The sequence below is a fragment of the Ancylobacter sp. IITR112 genome, assembly GCF_041415945.1.
GTDB lineage: Bacteria > Pseudomonadota > Alphaproteobacteria > Rhizobiales > Xanthobacteraceae > Ancylobacter.
On the sequence record NZ_JBGCUS010000001.1, the window covers coordinates 2,318,589 to 2,334,106 of the forward strand.

Genomic DNA, 15,518 nt, shown 5'->3' on the forward strand with positions numbered 1-15,518 from the left:
TTCAGCGTATCCGCACGCCGGGCCCGTGCTCGCCGGGCGGCAGCAGCATCACTCCGGCTTGTTCCAGCGTGGTGATCAGCAGCGTTTCGGTCGCCCGCTGCAGCACATGGCGGTGGCGTTCGAAATCGCGCACCGTGCTGCGCGAGACTCCGGCGCGCTCGGCCAGATGTTCCTGCGTCCAGTCGAGAAGCCCGCGTGCGGCGCGGCATTGTTCGGGCGCCAATTCCATCGCTTCTGCCTTGCGTCACGACGCTCAAATCAACCATAATGGGCGAGATATCGCAAGACTCCGAGGATTAACCGCCCCGCAGGGAGGCCCCCGCTACCTATGTCCCATGGCACGCTCCTCCTCGTCGCGCTGCTTCTGCCGTTCATCGGCAGCCTCGCTGCGGGGTTCCTGCCGACCCACGCGCGCAACACTGCCGCGATTCTGGCCGGCAGCGTGGCGGTGGCGGGGATCGGCATAAGCGGCTGGCTTTATGCCACGGTTGCCGATGGGGCACCGGTGCAGTTTTGGCTGTCCTGGCTGCCCATGCTGGGACTGGATTTCACCTTGCGGATGGACGGCCTCGCCTGGCTGTTCGCCCTGATGATCTTCGGCATCGGCGCGCTCGTCGTGCTCTATGCCCGCTACTACATGTCGCGCGAAGACCCGGTGCCGCGCTTCTTCTCCTTCCTGCTCGCCTTCATGGGCTCGATGATCGGCATCGTGCTGTCGGGCAACCTCATCCAGCTCGTATTCTTCTGGGAACTCACCAGCCTGTTCTCCTTCCTGCTGATCGGCTACTGGCACCACACCGCCAGCGCGCGCGACGGCGCCCGCATGGCGCTCACCGTCACCGGCACGGGCGGGCTGTGCCTGCTGGTCGGCGTGCTGCTGATCGGGCGCATTGTCGGCAGCTACGACATCGACCAGGTGCTGGAAGCGCGCGACCTCATCGTCCAGAGCGATCTCTATGTCCCGGCGCTGGTGCTGATCCTGCTCGGCGCCTTCACCAAGAGCGCGCAGTTTCCGTTCCATTTCTGGCTGCCGCATGCCATGGCGGCGCCGACCCCGGTCTCGGCCTATCTCCACTCCGCCACCATGGTGAAGGCCGGCATCTTCCTGCTGATGCGGCTGTGGCCGGTGATGGCGGGCACGGATGCGTGGTTCTATCTCGTCGTGCCGGCCGGGCTGGTGACGCTGCTGCTCGGCGCCTTCATCGCCATCTTCCAGCAGGATCTCAAAGGGCTGCTCGCCTATTCCACCATCAGCCATCTCGGGCTGATCACGCTGCTGCTCGGCCTCGGCAGCCCGCTGGCGGCGGTGGCGGCGATCTTCCACACGCTGAACCACGCCATCTTCAAGGCGTCGCTGTTCATGGCCGCCGGCATCATCGACCATGAAACCGGCACGCGCGATTTGCGCAAGCTGAGCGGGCTCTACCGCTACATGCCGTTCACCGCCACGCTGGCCATGGTCGCCGCCGCCGCCATGGCCGGCGTGCCGCTGCTCAACGGCTTCATTTCCAAGGAAATGTTCTTCGCCGAGGCGGTGGCCGACCATACCGGCTCGCTGCTCGACGACAGCCTGCCCTATTGGGCGACGCTGGCCGGCGTGTTCAGCGTCACCTATTCGCTGCGCTTCATCCTCGGCGTGTTCTTCGGCCCGCCGCCGGTCAACCTGCCGCACCGCCCGCATGAGCCGGCGCACTGGATGCGCTTTCCCATCGAGCTGCTGGTGCTGATCTGCCTTCTGATCGGCATCGTGCCCGGGCTCACTGTCGGGCCGTTCCTCGCCACCGCGGTCGAGGGCCTGCTCGATGCCACCCCGCCCTATTACAGCCTGGCGCTCTGGCACGGCTTCACCCTGCCGCTGCTGATGAGCCTCATCGCGCTGGCGGGCGGGCTTGTGCTCTATCTCGGCCTGCGTCGCTATCTCGAAAGCGGCATCGAGGGCCCGCCCATCCTGCGCGAGTTCAAGGGCCAGCGCATCTTCGAGAAGGTGCTGGCGACGCTCTCATGGCAATGGGCGCGCGCGGGCGAGGCGACGCTCGGCACGCGGCGCCTGCAGCCGCAGATGCGCATCGTCATCGCCCTCGCGGTGGCGGCGGCACTGGCGCCCTTCATCGTCAATGGCGCGGTCGGCACCGGCGACATGCCCGGCACCAGCCTGCCTCCCGCCTTCGCCCTGCTCTGGCTGATCGGCGGCGCCTGCGCGCTCGGTGCCGCCTATCAGGCGAAATATCACCGTTTCGCCGCTCTGGTGCTGGTCGGCGGTGCGGGGCTCGTCACCTGCATCACCTTTGTCTGGCTCTCCGCGCCGGACCTTGCCGTCACCCAGCTTCTGGTGGAGATCGTCACCACCGTGCTGCTGCTGCTCGGCCTGCGCTGGCTGCCCAAGCGCATCGAGGATGTCTATCCCACGCGCCCCCCGCTCAAGGTGCTGCTGCGCCGCTATATCGACCTCTCCATCGCCTGCGCGCTCGGCGGGCTGATGGCCTTCCTGGCCTATTGCCTGATGACCCGCCCGCTGACCGGCAGCGTCTCGCGCTTCTTCGTCGAGCGCGCCTATTCCGAAGGCGGCGGCACCAACATCATCAATGTCATCCTGGTCGATTTCCGCGGCTTCGACACGATGGGCGAGATCGTCGTGCTGTGCCTTGCCGGCCTCACCGTCTTCGCCCTGCTGCGCCGCTTCCGCCCGGCACCGGAAAGCATCGAGCGGCCCGAGCAGCAACGCATCCAGCACGCCTATGATGAAGCCACGCCCGACCGCTCGCCCGGCGACACGGTGGCGGACTACATGCTGATCCCGCGCCTGATCATGCACTGGCTGTTCCCGGTCATTGCGGTCATGGCGGTGTACCTGTTCATGCGCGGGCACGATCTGCCGGGCGGGGGCTTTGCCGCCGGCATCACCCTCTCCATCGCCTTCGTGGTGCAGTACATGGCCAGCGGCACGCGCTGGGTGGAGGATCACCTGCGCGTGCTGCCGCTGCGCTGGATGGGCATGGGCCTGCTCACCTCCAGCGCCACCGGCATGGGGTCCTGGTGGTTCGGCTACCCCTTCCTGACCTCGCATTTCCAGTATGTCGAACTGCCCCTCATCGGCAAGATGCCGGCGGCCTCGGCGCTGCTGTTCGATCTCGGCGTGTTCGCGCTGGTGGTCGGCGCCACCGTGCTGATCCTCATCGCCCTCGCCCATCAGTCGCTGCGCAGTTCGCGCGCGGCACAGGCCAGCGAGGGGGGCGAGTAATGGAGATCGTTCTCGCCATCGGCATCGGCATCTTCACCGCGTCCGGCGTGTGGCTGCTGCTGCGCCCGCGCACCTATCAGGTCATCATCGGCCTGTCGCTGCTCTCCTATGCGGTGAACCTGTTCATCTTCGCCATGGCCAGCGGGGGGCTGCGCGCCGATGCGCCGCCGATTCTCGCGCCCGGCGGCGTCGGTGATCCTGCGAAGATCGCCGATCCGATCCCGCAGGCGCTGGTGCTCACCGCCATCGTCATCGGCTTCGCCATGACGGCGCTGTTCCTGGTCGTGCTGCTCGCCGCGCGCGGGCGCACCGGCACCGACCATGTCGACGGGCGGGAGCCGGAACGATGACCCCCGCCCTCGACCATCTCGCCATCCTGCCCATCATGCTGCCGCTGGCGGTCGGCGCCTTCATGCTGCTGTTCGACGAGCGGCGGCGGCGGCTGAAGATGGCGCTCAGCCTGGCGACGGTGCTGGCACTGCTCGCCATCGCGGTGACACTGGTGGCGATGGTGGGCGCACCCAATGGCGAGCGCTGGTCGACGCTGATCGTCTATCCGCTCGGCAACTGGCCGCCGCCTTTCGGCATCGTGCTGGTGGTGGACCGCCTCGCCGCGCTGATGCTGCTGATGACCGCCGTGCTCGGCTGCACCACCCTGCTCTTCGCCCTCGCCCGCTGGCACACGGCGGGGCCGCGCTTCCACACCCTGTTCCTGCTGCTGCTGGCCGGGCTCAACGGCGCCTTTCTCACCGGCGACCTGTTCAATCTTTTCGTGTTCTTCGAAATCCTGCTCGCCGCCTCCTATGGGCTGGTGCTGCATGGCTCGGGCACGGCGCGGGTGCGGGCGGGGCTGCACTATATCCCGATCAACCTCGTCGCCTCCTCGCTCTTTCTCATCGGCGTCGCGGTGATCTATGGCGTGACCGGCACCCTCAACATGGCCGATCTCAGCCGGATCGTGCCGACCCTGCCGCCGGAGTCGCGCACCCTCATGGAGGCGGGCGCGGCTGTGCTCGGCATTGCCTTCCTTGTCAAAGCCGGCATGTGGCCGCTCAGCTTCTGGCTGCCGACCACCTATGCCGCCGCGTGCGCGCCGGTCGCGGCCATGTTCGCCATCATGACCAAGGTCGGCATCTATGTGATCCTGCGCCTGTTCCTGCTGTGCTTCGGCGACGAGGCCGGCGCCTCGGAGGATTTCGGCGCCGTCTGGCTCTATTATGGCGGCATGGCGACGCTGCTGTTCGGCGGCATCGGCGTGCTCGCCTCGCAATCCATGCAGCGGCTCGGCGGCTATGCCGTGCTCATCTCCTCCGGCACGCTGCTCGCCGCCATCGGCACCGGCAACAGCGCGGTGATATCAGGCGCGCTCTATTATCTCGTCGCCTCCACCCTGGCGATCAGCGCCTATTTCCTGCTGGTCGAGTTGATCGAGCGCGGCCAGGCGGCGGGTGCCGACGTGCTGGCGGTGACGCTGGAAATCTTCGGTGATCCGGAAGAAGATATCGAGGACGAGGACGAGGAGGTGGGCGTCGCCATTCCCGCCACCATCGCCGTGCTCGGGGGCGGCTTCGTCGCCTGCACCGCCGTGCTGGCGGGCCTGCCGCCGCTTTCCGGCTTCATCGGCAAGTTCGCCATGCTCTCCGCGCTGCTGAACGAGGCGGGCGACATCCCGTTCGATCACTGGCTGTTCGTCGCGCTGCTGATGCTCTCGGGGCTCGCAACGCTCATCGCCATGACCCGCAACGGCATCCGCACCCTGTGGGTGCCGGCGGAGACCGACATTCCGCGCGTGCGCGCCATCGAGGCCATTCCGGTCGGCGCCCTGCTGCTGCTCTGCGCGGTGATGACCGTCGCCGGCGGGCCGACCATGCGCTACATGGAGGCCACCGCACAGATCCTCTACTGGCCGAGCGAATATGCCCGTGACGTGCTCGGCAGCCAGCCGGCTGGCCACAGCACCAGCGACCAGCGCTCCAGCGGGCACGGGCCGGCGGGCACGGACGCGACCGGAGGCACGCCATGAGCAGGGTCCGGCGCGTCATCCCCTACCCGCTGCTGTTCCTCGCCCTGCTCGTCATGTGGCTCCTGATGACGCAGAGCCTGTCGCCCGGCCAGCTTCTGCTCGGCGCGGCGGTGGCGTTTGGCGGCTGCTGGGCGATGACGGCGCTCGATCCGCCCCCCGCCCGGCTGCGCCGCCCGGCCGCTGCCGCGCGGCTGGCGGGGCGGGTGTTCGTGGATGTGTTCCGCTCCAATCTGGCGGTCGGCAGCATCATCCTCGGCAGTGAGGACCGGCGCACCCATGCCGGCTTCATGTGCCTGAAGCTGGATCTGAAAAGCCCCTATGGCCTCGCCATCCTCGCCATCGTGCTCACCTGCACACCCGGCACGCAATGGGTGCGCTATGATCCCGCCACCGGGCTGCTGCTGCTGCACGTTCTCGATCTCGTCGACGACAAGGAGTGGGTGCGCACCATCAAGGGGCGCTATGAGGGGCTGCTGAGGGAGATCTTCGAATGAGCGTCGCCATCCTCGGCTGGTCGATCACGCTGGCGCAGGTGCTGCTGACCCTCGCCATGGCCTGCGCCGCGCTGCGCTTCATTCGCGGCCCGCGCGCGCAGGACCGCATCATCGGCCTCGACACCTTCTATGTGAACGCCATGCTGCTGCTGGTCACGCTCGGCATCCGCTCCGGAACAACGCTCTATTTCGAAGCGGCGCTGATCATCGGCCTGCTCGGCTTCGTCGGCACGGTGGCGCTGGCGAAATTCCTCATGCGCGGCGAGGTGATCGAATGAATGCCGCGCCCGATTTGCCGCTCTGGGCGGCGATCCTCGTCTCGTTCTTCGTCGTCGCCGGCGCGCTGGTGACGCTGATCGGCTCGATCGGCCTGTGGCGCCTGCCGGATTTCTACGCCCGCCTGCACGCGCCCTCGCTGGGGGCGACGCTCGGCACCGGCTCGATGCTCATCGGCTCGATGATCTGCTTCTCGGTACTGCAGGACCGGCTGCTGATCCATGAGGTGCTGATCGGCCTGTTCGTCACCATCACCACCCCGGTGACGCTGATGCTGCTCGCCAGCGCCTCGCTCTATCGCGACCGCGTGGAAGGCAGCGACGCCGCGCCCAAGGACGACCCGGCGCCGACCGAGCTTTAGATGGCCTCAGCGGCGGGAATCGTCCGGCTTCTTCGGCGTGCCGTCGAGAGAGCCGTCGACCGTGTTCAGCGTATCCGGCGCGAAGCGCCCGCCGTCGCGCCGGGCGGGCTCGCCATCGACCGGCGCATTGTCGTTGTCGACTTCGTCCAGCGGCGGGGTCAGCGGGTTCGAGACCGCCGTGGTGCGGTCATCGAGCACGGCGTCGACATTAGCGGGGTCGACGACGACGGGATTCTGGTCGAGCATACGGGGATCGCGCACCATCGGTTGAGCCTCCATGAGTGTTGCCAGAGGCAACAAGCGGGACCGCCGGCGGTTCCCTCCACTCCCCCACGGAACACCGGCTCAGGCGTGGAACAGCCGGCGGTAGAGCGTCGAGCGGTTGACGCCGAGCCGGCGCGCCGCCTGCGAGACATTGCCGCCGCACGCCTCCACCGCCTGCCGCATCGCCTCCACGGTGAGCGCGTCGAGCGTGCCGGAAGGCGCCGGCGCGGCGGGGGCGGCTAGAATCTCCGGCGGCAGCATGTCCTCGCCCACCGGGCGGAACGGATCAGCCAGCGCGCCCAGCGCCCGCAGCGTGCCGGCGAGCTGGCGGAAATTGCCCGGCCAGTCATAGGCGGCGAGCCGCGCCGCGCAGGCCGGCGACAGCGTCAGCCGCTCATCCGCCACCAGCCGCGCCCACAGCGCGCGGACGATCCCCGCCCGGTCCGGCAGGCGGCGCAGCGGCGGCAGTTCGACCGTGTAATGAGCGATGCGGAAATACAGGTCCTGGCGGAAGCTGCCGGCCTCCACCAGCAGGCGCAGATCGCGATGCGTGGCGCAGAGCAGCGCCACGTCGATCTTCACCGGCCGTCCGCCGCCGAGCGGGGCGACCTCGCGCTCCTGCAGCACCCGCAGCAGGCGCGACTGCAGCGCCAGCGGCATGTCGCCGATCTCGTCCAGAAACAGCACGCCACCATCGGCCTCGCGCAGCAGGCCGCGCCGGCCCTGCCGGCGGGCGCCGGTGAAGGCGCCATCCTCATAGCCGAACAGTTCGGATTCGATCAGCGTCTCCGGTATCGCGGCGCAATTCACCGCCACGAAGGGCCCGTCCGCCCGCGCGCTGAGCCGGTGAATCTCGCGCGCCGCCACTTCCTTGCCGGTGCCGGTCTCGCCGCGGATCAGCACCGGCACGTCGGCGCCGACCATGCGCACCGCCCGCGCCAGCGCTGCCCGCTCCTCGGCGCCGAGCAGCGGCCCCTCCTCGCGCGGCGGGCGCGGCCGCGCCGCCGGCCGGGGCCGGGCGCTGGCGCCCTCGAACCGGCCGAACAGGGTTCGTCCGCCGCGCTGGCGCAGCGCCTGCGTGTCGCCATCCGAGTCCGGCAGCTTCTCCAGCAGTTCCTCCGCACGCTTTTCCCCCAGCGCCGACCAGTCGGCGCCGACCAGGCCGAGCCCGGCGCGGTTGGCCGCGACCAGCCGGTCGTCCTCGAACACCAGCACGCCCTCGCGCGGCGTGCCCAGCAGCGCCCGGTCGGCCTGCAGGCGCAGAATGCGGCGCCCGGAAAAGCCCTCATCGAAGAAACGGTGCTCGATCTGCTCCACCGCCAGCCGCACCAGACCCAGCGCGTGGCGATGATCCACCGCCGCCGGGCCGGACATGTCGAGCGCACCGACCGTGTGGCCATAGGGGTCGAGGATCGGCGCCGCCGAGCAGCTCAGAATGGCGTGCGGGTCGTAATAATGCTCGCCGCCATGCACGGCGATCGGCCGGCCTTCCACCAGCGCGGTGCCCACCGCATTGGTGCCGGTGGAGCTTTCGCCCCACAGCACGCCCGGCCGCAGCGCCACCTGCGCCGCGCGGGCGGCGAAATCGGCATGGCCGAGCGCATCGAGGATCATCCCCTCCGCATCGGTGAGAATGACCACGCAGCCGGTCTGCATCGCGTCGGCGTAGAGGCTTTCAACCTCCGGCCGGCACAACCGGCGCAGCCGCTCATGCCGCTCGGCTATGGCCTGGAGCTCGGGCGCGGTCAGCGGTTCGAGGCGCGGCAGGGCGGCATTGTCCAGCCCCCTCTCGGCGCAGCGCTTCCACGAGCGCAGGATCGGCTCGGGCACCAGCGCCGCCAGCGGCCGGTCATGCAGACCCTGCTGGAAGAACTGCTTGCGCGCGGCCAGAACGGCGCGCGGCGAGACCTCTTGGCGCATGCGATCCTCCCGGAGTGTTGCAAAATGCCACACATGTCGCAGGTCTTGTTGTTCTTTCCGACAGTTTCTAGCAAGTTTTCCGCCCGCGTCCATCGGTAGAATCCTCACGCCGTCGCGAGTAGAGGAACGATGCGAGCGATTTCAATATTTTCCCGTGCCGCAATAACGATTTTGTGCGCCGCACAGAGCGGATGGCACGCGGGCTGCAGTCTTGAGTGTCCCTATTGGGAGGATCCAATGAACAAACCAGAACTCGCCATCACCAAGCAGTCCCCCTTCAAGGCCCGTTACGGCAACTTCATCGGCGGCCAGTTCGTCGAGCCGGTGTCCGGCCGCTATTTCGACAACACCTCGCCCGTTACCGGCGGCAAGATCTGCGAAGTCGCGCGCTCGGAAGCCGCCGACATCGACAAGGCGCTCGACGCCGCCCATGCCGCCAAGGCCGCCTGGGGCAAGACCTCGGCCGCCGAACGGGCGCTGATCCTCAACAAGATCGCCGACCGCATGGAGGAGAATCTCGACCTCCTCGCGCTGGCCGAGACCTGGGACAACGGCAAGCCGATCCGCGAGACGACGGCCGCCGACATTCCGCTCGCCATCGACCATTTCCGCTATTTCGCCGGCGCGGTGCGCGCGCAGGAAGGCGGCATCAGCGAGATCGATCACGACACCATCGCCTATCACTTCCACGAGCCGCTCGGCGTGGTCGGCCAGATCATCCCGTGGAACTTCCCCATCCTGATGGCGGTATGGAAGCTGGCTCCCGCGCTGGCGGCCGGTAACTGCGTGGTGCTGAAGCCCGCCGAGCAGACCCCGTCCAGCATCATGGTGCTGGTCGAGCTGATCGCCGACCTGCTGCCTCCGGGCGTGCTCAACGTGGTCAACGGCTTCGGCCTGGAAGCCGGCAAGCCGCTCGCCAGCTCGAACCGCATCGCCAAGATCGCCTTCACCGGCGAGACGACGACGGGCCGGCTGATCATGCAGTATGCCAGCCAGAACCTCATCCCGGTCACGCTGGAACTGGGCGGCAAGTCGCCGAACATCTTCTTCAACGACGTGGCGGCGGAAGATGACGACTTCTTCGACAAGGCGATCGAAGGCTTCGTCATGTTCGCGCTCAACCAGGGCGAGGTCTGCACCTGCCCGAGCCGTGCGCTGATCCAGGAAAGCATCTATGACCGCTTCATGGAGAAGGCGCTGAAGCGGGTGGAGGCCATCGTGCAGGGCTCGCCGCTCGACCCGGCGACCATGATCGGCGCCCAGGCCTCTTCCGAGCAGCTTGAGAAGATCCTGTCCTATATCGACATTGGCAAGCAGGAAGGTGCCGAGGTGCTCACCGGTGGCGAGCGCAACAATCTCGGCGGCGACCTTGCCGGCGGCTTCTATGTCAAGCCGACCGTGTTCAAGGGCCACAACAAGATGCGGATCTTCCAGGAGGAGATCTTCGGCCCGGTCGTCTCTGTGACCACCTTCAAGGACGAGGCGGAAGCGCTCTCCGTCGCCAATGACACGCTGTACGGCCTCGGCGCCGGCGTGTGGACCCGCGACGGCAACCGCGCCTACCGCTTCGGCCGCGCCATCGAGGCCGGCCGCGTGTGGACCAACTGCTACCATGCCTACCCCGCCCATGCGGCGTTCGGTGGCTACAAGCAGTCGGGCATCGGCCGTGAGAACCACAAGATGATGCTCGATCACTACCAGCAGACCAAGAACATGCTGGTGAGCTACTCGCCGAAGAAGCTCGGCTTCTTCTGAGGCGCGGCGCGGTCGCCTGTCCCTCTGGCAGGCGCCGCCCCCCCGACGAACCGTCATCCCCGGGCCTGGCCCGGGGATTCACGCCTTTCGGCCATCCGCTAGGACGTGGATGGCCGGGCGGTGACGGCCCGAAATCAGCGTTACGGGACAATCTACGCCTTCTCCGGGCTTGACCCCGCCCACCCGGCTCCTCACCTCTCACCCGGATAAGAAGTCCCCGCAATGAGGGACAGGAAGGGAGTTCCCATGGACACGCTGACCGATGCCCCCGCCCCCACAGAACACGGAACCATCCCCCGCGTGCTCGCCACTGAGGCGGCGCTGGCGCTGATCGCCACCCTCACCGCCCAGCATGGCAAGCTGCTGTTCCACCAGTCCGGCGGCTGTTGCGACGGCTCTTCGCCCATGTGCTACGCGCAGGGCGACTACATGCTGGCCGACCGCGACGTGCGGATGGGCGTGATCGGCGGCGCGCCATTCTATATGAGCCCGTCGCAATTCGAATATTGGCAGCACACCCAGCTCATCATCGACGTGGTGCCCGGGCGCGGCGGCATGTTCAGCCTGGAAAACGGGCGCGACGTGCGCTTCCTCACCCGCTCGCGGCTGTTCAACGACGACGAACTCGACCGCCTCGCCCCGCTCGCCTATGGCGCGGATGGCTGAACGCGCCGCGGCCGGTCAGCGCGGCGTCAGCGCCGTCACCGCCAGCGCCGTGGCCGCCGCGCGGTTCTCGACGCCGATCTTGGCGTAGATCTGCTCGAGATGCTTGTTCACCGTGCGCGGGGACAGGCCGAGGATTTCGCCGATATCGCGGTTCGCCTTGCCGCGCGCCAGCCATACCAGCACCTCGGCCTCGCGCAAGGTGAGGTTCAGCTTGGCCTTGAGCACCTGCTCCGGCGGGATGCCGGAATCCTCGACGATGCGCAGCAGCAATTCCTCCGGCCCGATCTGCCCGACATAGGACAGCTTCAGTCGGCGCGGCGATCCCTCGACCGACACCTCCACCGCCTCCGCCTCGCCGCCCGCCCCGTCGCCGCGTCGCACCTCCAGCCAGCGCCGCACCGGCTCAGGCAGGATGTAGCTATCGCCGGGCAGCGCCGGGTTCAGCGCGGCCAGCAGCGCGGTGGCCTGCGGGGTCGACCACAGCACCCGGCCGGCGCGGTTGGCGGAGAGCAGATAGCGCCCGGCGGCATCGAGCGCGGCGCGGGCGCTGTGGGTCTGGCGGGCATTGGCGAGATGCACGCGGATGCGGGCGATCAGTTCGTCCGGGGCGATCGGTTTGGTCACATAATCCACCCCACCGGCCTCGAGCCCCTTCACGATCTGCTCGGTTTCCGACAGGCCGGTCATGAAGATGACGGGCACATGCGCCGCGGAGGTGTTGCGCTTGAGCTGCCGGCACGTCTCAAACCCATCCATCCCCGGCATGACGGCGTCCATCAGGATCACATCGGGGGTGATCCGCTCGACCAGCGCGAGCGCGTTGGCGCCCTCGGTGGCGACCAGCACGGTCGTCCCCGCCGCCTCCAGCGCGTCGGTGAGCAGGCTGAGGGTCTCGGGCGAATCATCCACCACGAGGACGATGTCGCGGCGCTCCACGCTAGGCATCATTGGCGCGCATCGCCTCCAGGACCGACATATATTGCTTGAGATCAAAGGTTTCCATGAGGTCACGCATATGGGCGACGAAGGCCTTGCTGTCAGGTGACGCTGCCTCGATTTCCCGCAGCTTCGCCTGAATGCCGCGCACATAGCCGATCTCGCCGAGCTTCATGAGATCGTCGAGATGTACGCCCGCCGGCGCCCAAAGTTCGCCCGCGCCGGCGGTTTCCCCGGCGGCGAGCGCGGCGAGTTCGCCATCACCCACCCAGTCGAGGTCGAGCAGCGCCGCCATCTTCTCCAGCAGCGTGCGCAGATGCACGGGCTTGACCAGATGGTCGTCATGCTGGGCGAGGCCGTCGCCGTGGATTTCCCCGGCATTGGCGGAGATCATGATGATGCGCAGCCGGCCGAATCCTTCGTCGCGAAGCTGGCGCACCACCTCCCAGCCATTGAGGCCCGGCATGGAAATGTCGAGCAGCAGCAGGTCCGGCTCCCATTCGCGCACCATGTCGAGCGCCTGCACCCCATCGGCGGCGGCGAGCACGGTGAAGCCGAGCGGCACCAGCAATTCGTGCATGAGATCGCGATGGGCGACATCGTCATCGGCCACCAGCACGGTGCGGCGCGGGCCGGTATAGCCGGCGATATGGCGGTGCTGGATCGGGCCGAGGCGCGAGGGGTTGGTCACCTCCGACAGCATCATCTTGACACGGAAGACGCTGCCCTCCCCGGGCGCCGATGTCAGCGAAATCTCCCCGCCCATGATCTCGGTGAGCAGCTTGGTGATGGTGAGACCGAGGCCGATACCGGCGGTGGAATAAGTGCCTGCCCGCTCCCCGCGCTCGAATGGCTCGAAGATGCGCTTGTGGTCGGCGGCGGGAATGCCGATGCCGCTGTCCTCGACCTCGAATTCCGCCACCTGGTTGCGATAGGCGATGCGCAGCGCCACACGGCCGCGGTCGGTGAACTTGATGGCGTTGGACAAGAGGTTGATGAGGATCTGCCGCAGCCGCTTCTCGTCGGTGAACACGACGGCCGGCAGCCGCTCGGGGCGGACATAGACGAAGTCGATCCCCTTGGCGGTGGCCTGCAGCCGGAACATGTCGACGAGCTGATCGAGAAACTCGCCGATCCGCACCTCGTCGCGGGTGAGATGCAGCCGGCCGGCCTCGATCTTGGAGATATCCAGCAGCCCGTCGATCAGGCCGGAGAGGTGCTCGGCCGAGCGGCGCACGACGCGGATCGCATCACGCCGGTGAGGGGGAATGGCGGTGTCGCGTTCGAGCAGTTGCGCATAGCCGAGAATGGCGTTGAGCGGCGTGCGCAATTCATGGCTGATGCCGACGACATAGCGGCTCTTGGCGAGGTTGGCGGCCTCGGCGGCCTCCTTGGCCTTTTGCAGCTTGGCATCGGTGCGCTTATGCGCCTCGATCTCGCGCATCAGCAGCGCGGTCTGCCGGTTGCTTTCCTCCTGCGCCACCCGCCGGCTCTCCTGCGCCAGCACGAACAGCCAGGCGGCGACACCGGCGATGATCAGCAGGATGAAATAGAGCGTGAACAGCACATTGCCGACCGTCTCCGCCTGGTCCGGCGGGGCGAAGGTCGACTGGAAATAGATCACCCCCAATATGCCGCCGATGACGGTCGCCAGCAGCGCCATCACCCCGATATAGTGGCCGAGGCGGGAATTGAGCTGCGCCACCATCCAGCCAGGCAGCGTCGCCCGCAACGCCGCCAGAATCTGGTCGGGAAAGCGCGCATCCTCCTTGCAGCGATCGTTGCAGCGCGCGTCGAGCGAGCAGCACAGCGAGCAGATCGGCCCGGCGTAGACGGGGCAGTGCGCCATGTCCTCCGGCTCGAATTTGTGCTCACAGATGCAGCATTTCAGCGTGTGGCGCGCCTCCCAGTTCTTCGCCGTCCGCCGCGCGATGTAGTAGCGCCCGCCCGTGGCATAGGCGATGCCGGCGGCGGTGACGAAGGACACCACCAGCGCGAGGAACGGCGCGAAGGCTTTCACCGCCGGGCCGAGGAAGCCGGCGAAGGCGATGACCCCCACCAGCGTGCCCGCCAGCAGCGCGCCGACGCCGACCGGGTTGATGTCGTAGAGATGCGCCCGCTTGAACTCGATGCCCGGCGGGCTCCAGCCCATCGGCTTGTTGACCACGAGATCGGCGACAAGCGCCGCCACCCAGGCCACGGCGACAATGGCGTAGAGGCCGAGGATCTGCTCCAGCACCTTGTAGATGCCGAGCGCCATCAGCATCAGCGCGATGGTGACGTTGAACACCAGCCACACCACCCGGCCGGGGTGGCTGTGGGTGAGCCGGGAGAAGAAGTTCGACCAGGCGATCGAGCCGGCATAGGAGTTCGTCACATTGATCTTGAGCTGGGCAAGGATGACGAACACGCCGGTGAAGGCCAGCGCCACCTCCGGCGAGAACACGGTCTTGAACGCCACCAGATACATCTGGGTCGGCTCGGCCGCGTGCAGGAACGGAATGCCCTGGGTCAGCGCGAAATAGGCGAGGAAGGAGCCGGCCAGCATCTTGATGCCGCCGGGAACGATCCAGCCCGGCCCCGCGCTGAGCAGCGCCACCCACCACAGCATGTTGCGCCGCGCCTCGGTGCGGCCGGGGGCCCGGCGCGGCAGGAAGCGCAGGAAATCCACCTGCTCGCCGATCTGCGCCACCAGCGCGAACACCACCGTCGTCGCGGTGCCGAACAGCACGAGATCGAAAGAACCATCGGGATTGCCGAAGCGGCCGGTATAGGCGGTCCAGCCGGCGAAGGGATCCTCATGCAGCGCGAGGATGAAAGCGAAGGGGATGAGGTTCAGCGCCAGCCACACCGGCTGGGTCCAGAGCTGGAACCGGCTGATGAAGGTGATGCCGTGCGTCACCAGCGGGATCACCACCAGCGCGCTGATGAAATAGCCGACCATCAGCGGCACGCCGAAGCACATTTCCAGCGCCAGCGCCATGATCGCCGCTTCGATGGCGAAGAACAGATAGGTGAAGGAGGCGTAGATCAGCGAGGTGAGCGTCGAGCCGATATAGCCGAAGCCGGCGCCGCGCGTGAGCAGGTCGATATCCACCCCGAACTTGGCGGCGTAGTAGCTGATCGGCAGGCCGGCGGCGAAGATGACGACACAGACGACCAGGATCGCCGCCACCGCATTGGGAAAGCCATACGCCAGGGTAATCGCCCCGCCGATCGCCTCGAGAGCCAGGAAGGAGACGGCGCCCAGCGCGGTATTGGCCACCCGCAGCGCCGACCAGCGGCGCGCGCTCTTGGCCGTGAAGCGCAGTGCATAATCCTCCAGCGTCTCATTGACGACCCACTGATTGTAGCGGCGCCGAACGCGAACGATCTTCTGCTCCGCCGCCATGGGGTTCTGCCTCGCCGTCCCAACGCCAGACATGCTTTCGTGCTCGCCCTCCCCCGGGCTTGTCGTGTTTGTTGCACCGCATCGACCCCGTTCGGCCGACCCCGTCGCGTTGGACAGGCATAAATCATTCCACTTACGCCATCCCCCAAGAAACGGCTAGATTGTCGGGGCTGACGGCATAATAGCACCGCACG

Annotated in this window: 13 protein-coding genes; 8 read left to right on the forward strand and 5 right to left on the reverse strand. The window is 67.5% G+C overall.

From position 1 onward, the window contains the following. Position 1: 1 nt before the first annotated feature. Positions 2 to 229 carry a helix-turn-helix transcriptional regulator gene (locus AAC979_RS11040; protein ID WP_371346871.1) on the reverse strand — a complete coding sequence of 76 codons (228 nt, stop codon included), beginning with the start codon at positions 227 to 229 and terminating at the stop codon, positions 2 to 4. 99 nt (positions 230 to 328) lie between these two features. On the opposite strand from AAC979_RS11040, the gene AAC979_RS11045 reads away from it, so the two are divergent. The 6 genes from AAC979_RS11045 to mnhG are packed head-to-tail and all read left to right on the forward strand — an operon-like array spanning position 329 to position 6,392. Continuing rightward, a complete protein-coding gene (locus AAC979_RS11045) occupies positions 329 to 3,238 on the forward strand; it encodes a monovalent cation/H+ antiporter subunit A (RefSeq protein ID WP_371346872.1) in 2,910 nt (969 codons plus the stop codon). Further along, the gene (locus AAC979_RS11050) at positions 3,238 to 3,588 is read left to right on the forward strand and encodes a Na+/H+ antiporter subunit C (protein ID WP_371346873.1); all 351 of its coding nucleotides are present in this window, start codon (positions 3,238 to 3,240) and stop codon (positions 3,586 to 3,588) included. Before AAC979_RS11045 ends, AAC979_RS11050 begins: the two co-directional genes overlap by 1 nt. Then, positions 3,585 to 5,261, forward strand: a complete 1,677-nt coding sequence (locus AAC979_RS11055; protein WP_371346874.1) for a monovalent cation/H+ antiporter subunit D — start codon at positions 3,585 to 3,587, stop codon at positions 5,259 to 5,261. Before AAC979_RS11050 ends, AAC979_RS11055 begins: the two co-directional genes overlap by 4 nt. Beyond that, a complete protein-coding gene (locus AAC979_RS11060; protein WP_371346875.1) occupies positions 5,258 to 5,755 on the forward strand; it encodes a Na+/H+ antiporter subunit E in 498 nt (165 codons plus the stop codon). Before AAC979_RS11055 ends, AAC979_RS11060 begins: the two co-directional genes overlap by 4 nt. Next, positions 5,752 to 6,033 carry a K+/H+ antiporter subunit F gene (locus AAC979_RS11065; RefSeq protein ID WP_371346876.1) on the forward strand — a complete coding sequence of 94 codons (282 nt, stop codon included), beginning with the start codon at positions 5,752 to 5,754 and terminating at the stop codon, positions 6,031 to 6,033. The genes AAC979_RS11060 and AAC979_RS11065 overlap by 4 nt, the downstream gene beginning before the upstream one ends. After that, the gene (mnhG, locus tag AAC979_RS11070) at positions 6,030 to 6,392 is read left to right on the forward strand and encodes a monovalent cation/H(+) antiporter subunit G (RefSeq protein WP_371346877.1); all 363 of its coding nucleotides are present in this window, start codon (positions 6,030 to 6,032) and stop codon (positions 6,390 to 6,392) included. The genes AAC979_RS11065 and mnhG overlap by 4 nt, the downstream gene beginning before the upstream one ends. Before the next feature lie 6 nt (positions 6,393 to 6,398). On the opposite strand, the gene AAC979_RS11075 is transcribed toward mnhG, so the two are convergent. Together AAC979_RS11075 and AAC979_RS11080 are read right to left on the reverse strand one after the other, a co-directional pair. After that, entirely contained in the window at positions 6,399 to 6,656 is a 258-nt protein-coding gene (locus tag AAC979_RS11075; protein ID WP_371346878.1) for a hypothetical protein, read from the reverse strand. 81 nt (positions 6,657 to 6,737) lie between these two features. After that, complete coding sequence (locus AAC979_RS11080; RefSeq protein ID WP_371346879.1) at positions 6,738 to 8,576, reverse strand: sigma-54-dependent Fis family transcriptional regulator; 1,839 nt, start codon at positions 8,574 to 8,576, stop codon at positions 6,738 to 6,740. 237 nt (positions 8,577 to 8,813) lie between these two features. Here AAC979_RS11080 and adh point away from each other — a divergent pair, with 237 nt between their 5' ends. Continuing rightward, the gene (gene adh / locus AAC979_RS11085) at positions 8,814 to 10,331 is read left to right on the forward strand and encodes an aldehyde dehydrogenase (RefSeq protein WP_371346880.1); all 1,518 of its coding nucleotides are present in this window, start codon (positions 8,814 to 8,816) and stop codon (positions 10,329 to 10,331) included. A 246-nt stretch (positions 10,332 to 10,577) separates the two neighbouring features. Next, the gene (locus tag AAC979_RS11090) at positions 10,578 to 10,997 is read left to right on the forward strand and encodes a DUF779 domain-containing protein (protein ID WP_371346881.1); all 420 of its coding nucleotides are present in this window, start codon (positions 10,578 to 10,580) and stop codon (positions 10,995 to 10,997) included. Between the two features lie 15 nt (positions 10,998 to 11,012). Here the strand turns inward: AAC979_RS11090 and AAC979_RS11095 are convergent, their stop codons facing one another. Both AAC979_RS11095 and AAC979_RS11100 read right to left on the reverse strand, forming a co-directional pair. Further along, on the reverse strand, positions 11,013 to 11,945 hold the full coding sequence (locus tag AAC979_RS11095) for a response regulator (protein WP_371346882.1): 933 nt from the start codon (positions 11,943 to 11,945) through the stop codon (positions 11,013 to 11,015). After that, positions 11,935 to 15,324 carry an ATP-binding protein gene (locus AAC979_RS11100; protein WP_371349042.1) on the reverse strand — a complete coding sequence of 1,130 codons (3,390 nt, stop codon included), beginning with the start codon at positions 15,322 to 15,324 and terminating at the stop codon, positions 11,935 to 11,937. The genes AAC979_RS11095 and AAC979_RS11100 overlap by 11 nt, the downstream gene beginning before the upstream one ends. Positions 15,325 to 15,518 lie beyond the last annotated feature (194 nt).